Genomic DNA, 12083 nt, shown 5'->3' with positions numbered 1-12083 from the left:
AAGGACAGAATGAAAACGACGTTTCAAAAAATTATCGATAAGAAAAGGAGACATCATGTCCTGGTACCCTGCCCCTGACCGCTACGAGAACATGCAGTACCGCCACTGTGGCAAGAGCGGCCTGCGCCTGCCCGCGCTGTCGCTGGGACTGTGGCACAGCTTCGGCCACGTCCAGCCTCTTGAAGCCCAGCGGGCGCTGCTGCGCAAAGCCTTCGACCTCGGCATCACCCATTTCGATCTCGCCAATAACTACGGACCTCCGGCGGGTAGCGCGGAAGAGAATTTCGGCCGCCTGCTGCGGGAGGACTTTGCCGCGTACCGCGACGAGCTGGTTATCTCCACCAAGGCCGGTTACGACATGTGGCCGGGGCCATATGGTTCGGGCGGGTCACGCAAATATCTGCTCGCCAGCCTCGATCAAAGCCTGAAGCGCCTGGGCGTCGAATACGTGGATATTTTCTATTCCCACCGCGTGGATGAAAACACGCCGATGGAAGAGACAGCCTCTGCGCTGGCACAGGCGGTGAAGAGTGGGAAAGCGCTGTATGTGGGCATTTCCTCCTACTCAACCGGGCGCACGCAAAAAATGGCCGAGCTGCTGCGCGAGTGGAAGATCCCCCTGCTGATCCACCAGCCGTCCTATAACCTGCTCAATCGCTGGGTCGATAAGACCGGTTTGCTGAATGCGCTGGCAGCAAACGGGACCGGGTGTATCGCCTTTACCCCGCTGGCGCAGGGGCTGCTGACCGGAAAATACCTGAACGGTATTCCTGAAGATTCACGCATGCAGCGTGAAGGCAAGAAAGTCCGCGGTCTGAACGAAAAAATGCTGACCGAAGCCAACCTGAACAGCCTGCGTTTGCTGAGTGAGATGGCGCAGGCGCGGGGTCAGACCATGGCGCAGATGGCGTTGAGCTGGTTGCTGAAAGACGCGCGCGTGACGTCAGTGCTGATTGGCGCAAGCCGTCCGGAACAGATTGAGGAGAACGTTCGGGCGCTGGATAACCTGCACTTTACTGAGGACGAACTCAAGCGGATTGACCAGCATGTTGCGGATGGAGAGTTGAATCTGTGGCAGGCGTCGTCGGATAAATAAGGCCGCACAGAGCAGTCCCCTCTCCCCTTTGGGGAGAGGGTTAGGGTGTATTTTACTTCTTACTGATCTTATCCAGATACCCCATCACAAACGCAGACAGCACAAACGTCAGATGGATAATGACATACCACATCAGTTTGTTATCCGGCACGTTCTTCGCGTCCATAAACACGCGTAACAGGTGGATAGAAGAGATCGCCACAATCGACGCGGCCACTTTATTCTTCAGTGACGAGGCATCCATTTTGCCCAACCAGCTGAGCTTCTCTTTACGCTCGTCGATATCCAGCTGGGAGACAAAATTCTCGTAGCCGGAAAACATCACCATCACCAGCAGTCCGCCCACCAGGGTCATATCCACCAGCGACAGCAGAACCAGAATCAAATCCGCCTCGGCAATAGAAAAAATGTTCGGCAGAACGTGCAGGATTTCCTGAAAGAACTTAATCGTCAGCGCGATAAGCGCCAGCGAAAGGCCAAAATAGACGGGGGCCAGTATCCAGCGAGAGGCGTACATGGCGTTTTCAAAAAAGCGTTCCATAAAGTCCTGTTTGCAAAAGAAACCAGCGCCCAGTATATCCCAATGGCGCTGACTGTTTGCAATAACTCACCAGTCTGGTGACTCAGACGTTGTCGGGGTTAACTTCCGGACGGGCATACTCCGGCCAGACCAGCACTACCAGCTCCGGATAGGCTTCCAGGCTGAACTCACGAAAACACTGACGCAAATTTAATACGTCCAGATCGGAATATGAGACCTTCTCGCCGTTAAGGCAGCGTTTTTTGATATTGTCATAATATTTATACACGGCTGAATTCAGGTCGCTACAGCGACGCTGTGCCTCAAACAGTCCTGGCGTGTCATTAATTTCCGACATTTTCATGCGTTTAATTGTCGCGTGTAAAAAGTCGATATATTCATGGTTCACCCGCCAGTACCAGACAGGCGTAACGGAGTTCATCAATACAGAGAAATGGTCTTCTCCTTCCTCTTTTGTCATGAGTTCCGGTTGCGGCGGTTCACTGGCGTCTTTCGACACTTTCGTTTTATTGAACTCCTGCATCAATAAAAGCACACCAGCGGTCAGTAATAGTAATGTGATGACCGTAAAAAAGATGCTGTTCATGGGTAGGCTCCATTTTTTTTGATTTTAAATTTGCCTCATGATATTGTCAACGAATCTCACGCCTTTACCAACCCCACCCTGTTGAAATTAAAGGAAATTAAAAATGCTGCCCGACTATCTCGTCCCGGCTAAGTACCACATTACGCCTGTGGAACAGCAACCGACGGAAGCAGAAAAAGAGGTCAGTTTCACTCAGGGGAAAAGAAAGCTCTCTGATTTCGAGCCTGATATATTAATTGGTGTTTCCCGCACCGGCAAATCCCGTAATATGTTGCTGGAAGAGCACGATCGCAATATTAAAGACCGCTTATTTCGCGCCATAAAAATTGAAGCCTTCGTCCACCTGCTGAACGATCTGCAGGCCGAAGGAGAAATAGATGCCCAGAAACTAAGTCAAATATTGGCCGAAAAAACCAAAGAAATTAACGAAGCGGGCAATGAAATTTGGCTTAACTTAATTACGCGTGAAAAAAACAACCCAATTTTTTATAGCCTGGGGGAGGATTAACGTGAAGGAAGTTAAAAACAACGACGTTTATTTGACTTTAGATGATAAGAAAAGTGATGAATTTATCTTAAAGCAAAATCTCGATGCGCTGCGAAACACAAAAAATGACGAGATGACGCGTATTACCCAGGACCTGGTATCGATCCCGGCAACGCTGGTGCGGCTGAAATGGCAGAATCGCCGTGAAATTTATCCGCTACAGGTCAAAGAAGAAATTTACGGTGCCGTGATGAACGCCATCATGGAACAGCGGCCAGAGCTGAAAGAGAAGCTTCTGGGTCGCCTCGAGGCCAATTACCAGTATCTGCTTGCCAGAGAAATCGCCACTCTGCGCCTGACGCGCAAACTGTCAGACGGTGAGTACCGTACCTCAAACGTCACCTGCGTTGCGCTTGATGAGGACGCGCTGGCGTCTGGCGCCAGCGCCCCTTCCGAACCGCAACGCTAATTAAATCTGAATACGGCAATCGCCTCTTTTAACTGCCCCGTCTGCTGCCGCTGCGCTTCAGCCACCTGCAGCGTTTGCGCTACGTGACGCACGTTCTCCTGCACGCTGGCATCGATGCTGGCAATACTGTCGTTCATCTGCGCAATGCTCGCCCGCTGCTGCTCGCTCATCTGCGACAGCTCCTCCAGAAGCGAGCGGAGCCCTTCAATGCTCTCAATGATCGACTTCATTGTCATACCGGCTTGCTCAACCTGCTCGACGCCCTGCAGCGTGGTTGCCTGCGATGCGGTCAGCAGCTGGCGAATGTCTTTTGCAGCCCCCTCGCTGCGCTGGGCCAGCACGCGCACCTCCGAGGCAACTACCGCGAAGCCTTTGCCATGCTCCCCCGCTCTGGCAGCCTCGACCGAGGCGTTGAGCGACAGGATATTGGTCTGGAACGCAATCCCGTCGATCAGCTCCAGAATGGCGTAAATGCGCTGCGACTCCTCGCGAATGTGCTCCATCGCCGCAATCGCCTGCCGAACGTTTTGGCCTCCCTGCTCCGCCACGTTACTGGTACTGAATGCCACCTCCCGAACCTGGCGGGCTTTTTCACTGGTCAGGGTGGCGACAGCCCTCAGTTGTTCCATCGCACTGGCCGCCGTCGCCAGCGAACTTGCCTGGTGATCGGTACGTTCCGACAGCGCGCTGTTGCGTTGTCCTAACGCGCGGGATGCCTCCAGCAGTTGCCCAATATTGGCGCTGACCTGCTCAAGCGTGGCGCGCATGGTGCCCAGCGTCAGGCTGAACGTGCGGGCAAAGGGAGACTCTGCGGGTGCCGCATCGACGGCCAGCGTGAGATACCCCGGTTCGCGGTTGATCACCCCCGCCAGCCTTGCCACCTCGCTCGCCGAGCGAGCGTCCTGCTCCATACGAATCGCCAGCAGAACCAGGATCGCGGTCTGGACCACCACAAACAACCCGTGGAAAACCACCATATGAAAGCCGGTGTGCATAAACACCACGACGCCGTACAGGTCGTTTTCCTGCAGATAGTTGAACACCAGGTGATGTAATGCGATGACCGCCGCCCCCATCACCAGCGGGCGCCAGTCTCGCCAGGCAAGGAGCGCGGAAAGCAGGACGAAAACCGAGAAATGGTATTCGGTTTCACCTTCGCCCAGATGAATCAGCAGCGCGGAAAATGCCATTAGCACAAACGCAGAGCTCAGGCGGAGTAACAGCGCGCCGGGGAACACCATCGTCAGCAGCGTCGATAAACAGGCCAGAGAGGTGCCGACAATCGCCCCCTGCATGATGTTTTCGTTGATATAGCCCACGCCCAGCGAGATGGCCCACAGCGACCAGATAAGCACCAGTATTAGCCTGTCGGCGCGTCGTCGGATGGCAGAAAGCGAAAACAGATCGTTTTGAGGCGCGTGCGGATACAGCCATGTCATCGTAGCCATAGGGAGTCTCTTGCTGTGCAGGTGAAAAGATCCTTCGAAGAAGGACTGTTTTTATTATCTTTTTTTAAGCGTAGTGGGGATATTCCACGACGCCATTTCAGCAAAAGATATATTTTAATGGCGCAGCCGAATACTGATATTTACTTAACTATCAATACATTATTAACGTTGGCTTTATTGATAAAGAAATATGAAGAATAGGGATATACAGCAGAAAATAATAACGATGTTGCGTGGCAGAAAACAAAAAAGCTGGCTTTCGCCAGCTTTCGTTCTATTTTTTGGCCGCTTTCTCTTCGCCGACCAGCCCAATCTTCAGGTAACCCGCCTGATGCAGCGTGTCCATTACCTTCATCATGGTTTCATAATCCACGGTTTTATCCGCACGGAAGAAGACCGTAGTGTCTTTCTTACCGCCGGTAAGCTGATCCAGCGCCGGGATGACAGAGTCGGCCGTGACCGGGTCATTGCCAAGGAACATGGATTTATCGGCCTTCACGGACAGATAGACAGGCTTTTCCGGACGCGGCTGCGGCTGGCTGGACGAGGCTGGCAGATTCACCTTCACGTCGACCGTGGCCAGCGGCGCGGCCACCATGAAGATAATCAGCAGAACCAGCATGACGTCGATAAACGGCGTCACGTTGATCTCATGCATTTCGCCGTTATCGTCCAGATTTTCGTTTAGACGCATCGCCATAATATCAACCCACGCGCAGTTTGGACGCCGCGTGCACCGGCTTAACGGCGCTGGCATTCAGGTCGAGATCGCGACTCTGCAGCAACAGTACCTGCGCGGCAACGTCACCGAGCGTCGCTTTGTAGCTGCCAATCATGCGCGCGAAGATGTTGTAGATAACCACCGCCGGAATCGCCGCGACCAGACCAATCGCCGTCGCCAGCAGCGCTTCTGCGATACCCGGGGCCACAACCGCCAGGTTGGTGGTTTGAGTCTGCGCGATACCGATAAAGCTGTTCATGATGCCCCAGACTGTACCGAACAGACCGATAAACGGTGAGATCGCGCCGATGGTCGCCAGATAACCATTACCGCGCCCCATGTGTCGGCCAACGGCCGCCACGCGACGCTCCAGACGGAAACCGGTACGTTCTTTGATGCCTTCGTTATCTTCACTGCCCGCGGAGAGTTCCAGCTCGTTCTGTGCTTCATTCACCAGCAGGGTAGTCAGGCTTTTCGCGTGGAAGGATGAGGTCATATCTGAAGCCTGATCCAGAGAGCGGGCTTCTGCCAGCTGTTGCTGTTCCCGCTTGAGGCGACGCTTCTGCGACAGCAGCTCGGCGCTCTTGCTGAAGAAGATAGCCCAGGTGACAACGGACGCCAGAATCAGGCCGATCATCACAATCTTAACCACGATGTCAGCATGCTGATACATGCCCCAAACGGAGAGATCCGCCTGCATCAAATTATTACCCACTCTGTATCTCCAGGACGCAAATCACAAAATCTGAACGTAATAATATCAAAACGTCGTCGAATTGATAGTAGTTCTCATTAGTATTTGCATAGTGCCGCAATTTTCGTTCACTTTCCTTGCGCTTACGCAGTAAAAATTTCTTATGCGGTTTTTTGCTAATATTTTCTACTTATTCGATAAGCCTGCGGGTGCAGTTTTTTCCAATCGTGGTAGTCTGGACGTCCAGACGTATAAAAACAGGGTTAGCGAACATGACAACGAAGCATCTTGATACCACGCTGGTACAGGCAGGACGCAGCAAAAAATATACCCAGGGATCGGTTAACAGCGTGATTCAACGCGCCTCCTCGCTGGTGTTTGACACCGTTGAGGAGAAAAAAATCGCCACGCGCAACCGCGCAAAAGGCGGGCTGTTTTATGGCCGTCGCGGCACGCTAACCCATTTTTCTCTGCAGGAAGCGATGTGCGAGCTGGAAGGCGGCGCAGGCTGCGCGCTGTTCCCGTGCGGGGCGGCGGCGGTCGCCAATACCATTCTGGCGTTTGTGGAACAGGGCGATCACATCCTGATGACCAACACCGCCTACGAGCCCAGCCAGGACTTCTGTACCAAAATCCTCAGCAAGCTCGGCGTGACAACCGGCTGGTTCGACCCGCTGATTGGTGAAGGTATTGCCGAACTTATTCAGCCAAACACGCGCATTGTGTTCCTGGAATCACCGGGGTCGCTCACCATGGAGGTCCACGACGTGCCGGCTATCGTGAAGGCCGTGCGCAGTAAAGCGCCAGAGGCGATCGTTATGATCGACAACACCTGGGCGGCAGGCGTGCTGTTCAAAGCGCTGGACTTCGACATTGATATTTCGATTCAGGCGGCGACGAAGTACCTGATTGGCCACTCTGACGGGATGATTGGCACGGCGGTCTCCAACGCGCGCTGCTGGGATCAGCTGCGTGAAAATGCCTACCTGATGGGCCAGATGGTGGATGCCGACACGGCCTACATGACCAGCCGCGGACTTCGCACGCTGGGCGTTCGCCTGCGTCAGCACCATGAAAGCAGCCTGACGGTGGCCGAATGGCTGGCGCAGCATCCGCAGGTTGAGCGCGTGAATCACCCCGCGCTACCCGGCAGTAAAGGCCATGAGTTCTGGCAGCGTGACTTTACAGGCAGCAGCGGGTTGTTCTCGTTCGTGCTGAAAAAACGGCTGAATAATGACGAGCTGGCCAGCTATCTGGATAATTTTACCCTCTTCAGCATGGCCTACTCGTGGGGCGGTTTTGAATCCCTGATCCTGGCTAACCAGCCGGAACAGATTGCGGCCCTGCGCCCCGGTGGCGACGTGGACTTCAGCGGTACCCTGATTCGACTGCATATTGGTTTAGAAAATGTTGACGATCTGATTGCGGATTTAGCAGCAGGGTTCGAGCGTATCGTGTAGAGTGCTGGCTGAAAATGTACTCCCTGGACGCTTTTGTGGACACCGCAAGCGGAAAAGTCTGCATGAGTTGCGCCCGGGATCAAACCCGACGGGCGAATAAGGGAGTACAATAGCGCTATATCTGCTGTTCCACAGGAAAGTCCATGGCTGTTATTCAAGATATTATCGCGGCGCTCTGGCACCACGATTTTGCCGCGCTGGCGGATCCTCACGTCGTCGGTATCGTCTATTTCGTGATGTTCGCAACTCTGTTTCTGGAAAATGGATTACTGCCAGCCTCGTTTTTACCCGGTGACAGCCTGCTTTTACTTGCCGGGGCGTTAATCGGTAAAGGCGTCATGGACTTCACGCCAACGATGGTTATCCTGACCTCCGCTGCCAGCCTGGGCTGCTGGCTGAGCTATCTGCAGGGCCGCTGGCTGGGGAACACGCGCGTCGTCAAAAGCTGGCTGGCGCAGCTGCCGCATAAATATCATCAGCGTGCGACCTGCATGTTTGACCGGCACGGCCTCCTGGCGCTGCTGGCCGGACGTTTCCTCGCGTTCGTTCGCACCCTTCTGCCGACGATGGCGGGCATTTCCGGTCTGTCGAACCGCCGCTTCCAGTTCTTCAACTGGCTGAGCGCCCTGCTGTGGGTTGGCGTGGTCACAACGCTCGGCTACGCGCTGAATATGATCCCCTTCGTGAAACACCACGAAGATCAGGTGATGACCTTCCTGATGGTGCTTCCGATGTTCCTGCTGGTGGCGGGTCTGGTGGGAACCATCGCGGTGGTGATTAAGAAGAAGTACTGCAGCGCATAATTCAACTAAGCCGGGTGGCGCTATCGCTTACCCGGCCTACGTTTTTCGTCAGACTCCCTGCATCGTTCTTATACGTGACGCATCCTCTCCCGGCGTGACGCCGAAATAGCGCTTAAACTCCCGACTGAACTGCGAGGCACTTTCATAGCCCACCCGCATCGCCGCCGCGCTGGCCTTCATGCCATCGTGGATCATCAGCATCCGCGCCTTATGCAGCCGGTAGGTTTTGAGGTACTGCAGCGGCGAAGTGCTGGTCACCGATTTAAAGTTATGGTGAAACGCCGAGACGCTCATGTTCGCTTCCGCCGCCAGCTGGTCGACGCTGAGGTTTTCCGTGTACTGGCTTTCGATACGCTTGAGCACGCGGCTTATCAGGCTGAAGTGGGTTTGTCGGCTCACCAGAGCGAGTAACGCGCCGCCGCCCGGGCCCAGCAGCACGTGGTAGAGGATCTCGCGGACGATCTGCTTGCCCAGAATGCGCGCGTCCAGCGGCCTCTCCATCACATCCAGCAGACGCTCAATGGCGCAGAGGATCTCTTCCGACAGCGTCGCCGAGTTAATCCCGCTTGAGGCCATCGAAGGCTGGAAGAGTTCATCTTCGCCAATCTCCATCAGCAGCTCCTGCAGTTGAAGGATGTCGACATTGACACGAATACCCGCCAGCGGAACCGCCTCTGTCGCGAAGGTTTCACATTCAAAGGGTAAAGGTACCGTCAGAAGCAGATATTCATTGGTGTCGTAGCGGAACACGCGCTCGTTGATATAGCCAATTTTATGGCCTGAGAAGAGAAAAACGATGCCCGGCTGGTACATGACCGGCGTGCGCGTCCCCGGCTGCGTGCCATAGAGCAGGCGAATGTCCGGCAGCAGCTCGCTGGCACGATTTTCATTATCTATCAATCTCTTAATCTGCACAGTGAGCTGCTGGCAGATAGCCTCACGGTTCATCTTGCGTTACTCCGGGTACGGTTTTCGACGTTGACAGTGTGCGTTGTTTTCCGCGCTTTCTCCAGCGCTCTGTAGAAATGGGCAAGACATCGGCAGGAATGTGCATTGAGGGCGTAGCCCCGGATCGCCACAATGAGCAGCATCAGGTCGCCCTCTGCGCACCACGGTTTTTCACCCACTAAAGGGAACGAGCAATGAACAACTTTAATCTCCACACCCCAACCCGCATTCTGTTTGGTAAAGACGCTATCGCTGACCTGCGCGCACAGATCCCTGCTGACGCCCGCGTGCTGATCACCTACGGTGGCGGCAGCGTGAAAAAAACCGGCGTGCTGGATCAGGTTTACAGCGCGCTGGACGGTCTGGACGTGCGTGAGTTCGGCGGCATTGAGCCAAACCCGTCCTACGAAACGCTGATGAATGCGGTAAAAATCGCCCGCGAAGAAAACATCACCTTCCTGCTGGCGGTCGGCGGCGGCTCCGTGCTGGACGGTACCAAATTCATCGCCGCTGCGGCGCACTACGCTGACGGCATCGATCCGTGGCACATCCTGGAAACCCGCGGCAGCGACATCAAAAGCGCCATCCCGATGGGATCCGTGCTGACCCTGCCAGCGACGGGTTCTGAATCCAACAAGGGTGCGGTGATCTCCCGTAAAACCACCGGTGACAAGCAGGCCTTCATGAACGAACACGTTCAGCCTGTGTTCGCCATTCTGGATCCGGTTTACACCTACACCCTGCCAGCGCGTCAGGTGGCGAACGGCGTGGTCGATGCCTTTGTACATACCGTTGAGCAGTACGTCACGTATCCGGTGAATGCCAAAATTCAGGATCGCTTCGCGGAAGGCATTCTGCTGACGCTCGTCGAAGAGGGTCCGAAAGCGCTGAAAGAGCCGGAAAACTACGACGTTCGCGCCAACGTGATGTGGGCGGCTACACAGGCGCTGAATGGCCTGATCGGCGCTGGCGTGCCGCAGGACTGGGCAACCCATATGCTGGGCCACGAGCTGACGGCGATGCACGGTCTGGATCATGCGCAGACGCTGGCCGTTGTGCTGCCTGCACTGTGGAACGAAAAACGCGACACCAAACGCGCCAAACTGCTGCAGTACGCTGAGCGCGTGTGGAACATTACCGAGGGTTCTGACGACGCGCGCATTGATGCTGCCATCGAAGCGACCCGCAGCTTCTTTGAAGGTCTGGGCGTGCCAACACGTCTGTCTGGCTACGGCCTCGACGGCAGCTCCATCCCAGCCCTGCTGGCGAAACTCGAAGAGCACGGCATGACCCATCTGGGCGAGCACGGCGACATCACGCTGGACGTCAGCCGTCGTATTTACGAGGCGGCACGCTAAGCGTTTTTGTCCCCCCGACTTTCGTTTTTTGACATTTCGTCCAGACTTAATGCACACCCCATCGCCGGAGTCTCCCTCCGGCGATGCGCACCTGAAGGAGGAAAAATGGCAAACCAAACCGTAATCAAGCTGCAGGACGGCAACGTGATGCCCCAGTTGGGGCTAGGTGTATGGAAAGCCGGTAACGACGAGGTCGTCTCCGCCATTCATAAAGCCCTGGAAGTCGGCTACCGGTCGATTGACACCGCCGCCGCGTACAAAAACGAGGACGGCGTAGGTACCGCACTGGCCAGCGCCGGTGTCCCTCGCGATGAGTTGTTCATCACCACGAAACTGTGGAATGACGATCAAAAGCGTCCCCGCGAAGCCCTGCAGGAGAGCCTGGAGAAACTCCAGCTCGATTTCGTCGACCTGTATCTGATGCACTGGCCGGTTCCGGCCATCGACCATTACGTTGATGCCTGGAAAGGGATGATTGAATTGCAGAAAGAGGGGCTGGTGAAAAGTATCGGCGTCTGTAACTTCCAGGTTCATCACCTGCAGCGGCTGATTGACGAGACGGGCGTCGCGCCCGTCATTAACCAGATCGAGCTGCACCCGCTGCTGCAGCAGCGGCAGCTTCATGCCTGGAACGCCACGCATAAAATCCAGACCGAGTCCTGGAGTCCGCTGGCGCAGGGTGGCCAGGGCGTGTTCGATCAAAAAATTATCCGCGAACTGGCGGATAAATACGGCAAAAGCCCGGCGCAAATCGTCATTCGCTGGCATCTGGACAACGGCCTGGTGGTGATCCCGAAATCGGTCACGCCATCGCGCATCGCCGAGAACTTCGACGTCTGGGATTTCCGGCTGGACAAAGATGAGCTGGGCGAGATTGCGAAGCTGGATAAGGGCAAGCGTTTAGGGCCGGACCCGGATCAGTTTGGCGGATAATACTTAAAACGAGCCCGGTCTTCCGCCGGGCTCGTTTTAATTTATAAACCGGACTGACATCTCGCTTCTCCGGGAAGATCAGGTAATGTGCAAATAACGTTGTACGCTTTCCCTTCCAGTTTATGTGGCCCACCGAGACCGCCGCCTACTTCTGCACCATATTCCTTTCCGTTGACGCTTATCTGGAGCGGGGTGTGATAAATCCAGTCCATCGGACCTATTGGCAGAAAAAAGATCCACTCATGCTGGCTCTGAAAAGCAAAACGACCGTTGTCGTCAGAAAGCGTTTGCTCCCTCTCTAATGTTATTTTAGCGCCCGGGACTGGCTTACCTGCGCTGTCGATTAGACGTCCTTCCACTTCTGGCTGTGTCTGGCGGTGCATTACACAACCGCATAACGTAAGGCCAATCAGCATCGCTCCTGTTAACTTCCTAATTTTCATTTTGGGCCTCCTACCCTTATGCAGAAAAAAGCCGGGTGGCGGCTGCGCCTTACCCGGCCTACGCGCTGACCTGTAGGCCCGGTAAGCGCTAGCGCC

14 protein-coding genes are annotated in these 12083 nt (G+C 55.1%); 7 read left to right on the top strand and 7 right to left on the bottom strand.

From position 1 onward, the window contains the following. Positions 1-55 precede the first annotated feature (55 nt). Positions 56-1096: an aldo/keto reductase gene (locus tag ACMGGE_RS20425; protein ID WP_420294095.1), complete on the top strand. Its 1041-nt coding sequence runs from the start codon at positions 56-58 to the stop codon at positions 1094-1096. A gap of 52 nt (positions 1097-1148) precedes the next feature. Here the strand turns inward: ACMGGE_RS20425 and ACMGGE_RS20420 are convergent, their stop codons facing one another. After that, positions 1149-1637: a TIGR00645 family protein gene (locus tag ACMGGE_RS20420; protein ID WP_008499805.1), complete on the bottom strand. Its 489-nt coding sequence runs from the start codon at positions 1635-1637 to the stop codon at positions 1149-1151. Positions 1638-1719: 82 nt separating this feature from the next. Further along, positions 1720-2223: an ESA_00282 family adhesion-associated protein gene (locus ACMGGE_RS20415; protein ID WP_045909961.1), complete on the bottom strand. Its 504-nt coding sequence runs from the start codon at positions 2221-2223 to the stop codon at positions 1720-1722. Between the two features lie 103 nt (positions 2224-2326). Here ACMGGE_RS20415 and ACMGGE_RS20410 point away from each other — a divergent pair, with 103 nt between their 5' ends. Together ACMGGE_RS20410 and ACMGGE_RS20405 are read left to right on the top strand one after the other, a co-directional pair. Further along, complete coding sequence (locus ACMGGE_RS20410; protein WP_420294094.1) at positions 2327-2731, top strand: hypothetical protein; 405 nt, start codon at positions 2327-2329, stop codon at positions 2729-2731. Position 2732: 1 nt separating this feature from the next. Continuing rightward, positions 2733-3179: a hypothetical protein gene (locus tag ACMGGE_RS20405; RefSeq protein WP_045909962.1), complete on the top strand. Its 447-nt coding sequence runs from the start codon at positions 2733-2735 to the stop codon at positions 3177-3179. Here ACMGGE_RS20405 and ACMGGE_RS20400 read toward each other — a convergent pair. The 3 genes from ACMGGE_RS20400 to exbB all read right to left on the bottom strand — a co-directional run bounded on the left by ACMGGE_RS20400 (position 3176) and on the right by exbB (position 6063). Continuing rightward, positions 3176-4627: a methyl-accepting chemotaxis protein gene (locus ACMGGE_RS20400; RefSeq protein ID WP_420294093.1), complete on the bottom strand. Its 1452-nt coding sequence runs from the start codon at positions 4625-4627 to the stop codon at positions 3176-3178. The genes ACMGGE_RS20405 and ACMGGE_RS20400 overlap by 4 nt on opposite strands. A gap of 274 nt (positions 4628-4901) precedes the next feature. Continuing rightward, the gene (gene exbD / locus ACMGGE_RS20395; RefSeq protein ID WP_045909964.1) at positions 4902-5327 is read right to left on the bottom strand and encodes a TonB system transport protein ExbD; all 426 of its coding nucleotides are present in this window, start codon (positions 5325-5327) and stop codon (positions 4902-4904) included. Between the two features lie 4 nt (positions 5328-5331). Next, on the bottom strand, positions 5332-6063 hold the full coding sequence (exbB, locus tag ACMGGE_RS20390) for a tol-pal system-associated acyl-CoA thioesterase (RefSeq protein ID WP_021242115.1): 732 nt from the start codon (positions 6061-6063) through the stop codon (positions 5332-5334). 251 nt (positions 6064-6314) lie between these two features. Here exbB and metC point away from each other — a divergent pair, with 251 nt between their 5' ends. Both metC and yghB read left to right on the top strand, forming a co-directional pair. Beyond that, positions 6315-7502: a cystathionine beta-lyase gene (gene metC, locus ACMGGE_RS20385; protein WP_045909965.1), complete on the top strand. Its 1188-nt coding sequence runs from the start codon at positions 6315-6317 to the stop codon at positions 7500-7502. Positions 7503-7645: 143 nt separating this feature from the next. Further along, the gene (yghB, locus tag ACMGGE_RS20380; RefSeq protein WP_024906512.1) at positions 7646-8305 is read left to right on the top strand and encodes a DedA family general envelope maintenance protein YghB; all 660 of its coding nucleotides are present in this window, start codon (positions 7646-7648) and stop codon (positions 8303-8305) included. A 48-nt stretch (positions 8306-8353) separates the two neighbouring features. On the opposite strand, the gene ACMGGE_RS20375 is transcribed toward yghB, so the two are convergent. Then, positions 8354-9253, bottom strand: a complete 900-nt coding sequence (locus ACMGGE_RS20375; protein WP_045909966.1) for an AraC family transcriptional regulator — start codon at positions 9251-9253, stop codon at positions 8354-8356. A 194-nt stretch (positions 9254-9447) separates the two neighbouring features. Here ACMGGE_RS20375 and yqhD point away from each other — a divergent pair, with 194 nt between their 5' ends. Together yqhD and dkgA are read left to right on the top strand one after the other, a co-directional pair. Further along, positions 9448-10611 carry an alcohol dehydrogenase gene (yqhD, locus tag ACMGGE_RS20370; RefSeq protein WP_024906510.1) on the top strand — a complete coding sequence of 388 codons (1164 nt, stop codon included), beginning with the start codon at positions 9448-9450 and terminating at the stop codon, positions 10609-10611. Between the two features lie 105 nt (positions 10612-10716). Then, positions 10717-11544 (top strand): 2,5-didehydrogluconate reductase DkgA, encoded by an 828-nt coding sequence (gene dkgA / locus ACMGGE_RS20365; protein WP_045909968.1) that lies wholly within the window; start codon positions 10717-10719, stop codon positions 11542-11544. Between the two features lie 41 nt (positions 11545-11585). On the opposite strand, the gene ACMGGE_RS20360 is transcribed toward dkgA, so the two are convergent. After that, positions 11586-11987, bottom strand: a complete 402-nt coding sequence (locus ACMGGE_RS20360; protein ID WP_025912494.1) for a carboxypeptidase-like regulatory domain-containing protein — start codon at positions 11985-11987, stop codon at positions 11586-11588. Positions 11988-12083 lie beyond the last annotated feature (96 nt).

It is taken from the genome of Enterobacter sp. BNK-22, from assembly GCF_048684805.1.
Taxonomy (GTDB): domain Bacteria; phylum Pseudomonadota; class Gammaproteobacteria; order Enterobacterales; family Enterobacteriaceae; genus Enterobacter; species Enterobacter quasiroggenkampii.
This window is presented reverse-complemented; position numbering and strand designations above follow the sequence as displayed.

Bases quoted from the DNA above. Each gene is read 5' to 3' on its own strand.
- yqhD (WP_024906510.1), top strand. From the start codon at position 9,448: ATGAACAACTTTAATCTCCACACCCCAACCCGCATTCTGTTTGGTAAA.
- ACMGGE_RS20410 (WP_420294094.1), top strand. From the start codon at position 2,327: ATGCTGCCCGACTATCTCGTCCCGGCTAAGTACCACATTACGCCTGTG.
- exbD (WP_045909964.1), bottom strand. From the start codon at position 5,327: ATGGCGATGCGTCTAAACGAAAATCTGGACGATAACGGCGAAATGCAT.
- ACMGGE_RS20415 (WP_045909961.1), bottom strand. From the start codon at position 2,223: ATGAACAGCATCTTTTTTACGGTCATCACATTACTATTACTGACCGCT.
- ACMGGE_RS20400 (WP_420294093.1), bottom strand. From the start codon at position 4,627: ATGGCTACGATGACATGGCTGTATCCGCACGCGCCTCAAAACGATCTG.
- ACMGGE_RS20375 (WP_045909966.1), bottom strand. From the start codon at position 9,253: ATGAACCGTGAGGCTATCTGCCAGCAGCTCACTGTGCAGATTAAGAGA.
- metC (WP_045909965.1), top strand. From the start codon at position 6,315: ATGACAACGAAGCATCTTGATACCACGCTGGTACAGGCAGGACGCAGC.
- ACMGGE_RS20360 (WP_025912494.1), bottom strand. From the start codon at position 11,987: ATGAAAATTAGGAAGTTAACAGGAGCGATGCTGATTGGCCTTACGTTA.
- yghB (WP_024906512.1), top strand. From the start codon at position 7,646: ATGGCTGTTATTCAAGATATTATCGCGGCGCTCTGGCACCACGATTTT.
- ACMGGE_RS20425 (WP_420294095.1), top strand. From the start codon at position 56: ATGTCCTGGTACCCTGCCCCTGACCGCTACGAGAACATGCAGTACCGC.
- dkgA (WP_045909968.1), top strand. From the start codon at position 10,717: ATGGCAAACCAAACCGTAATCAAGCTGCAGGACGGCAACGTGATGCCC.
- ACMGGE_RS20420 (WP_008499805.1), bottom strand. From the start codon at position 1,637: ATGGAACGCTTTTTTGAAAACGCCATGTACGCCTCTCGCTGGATACTG.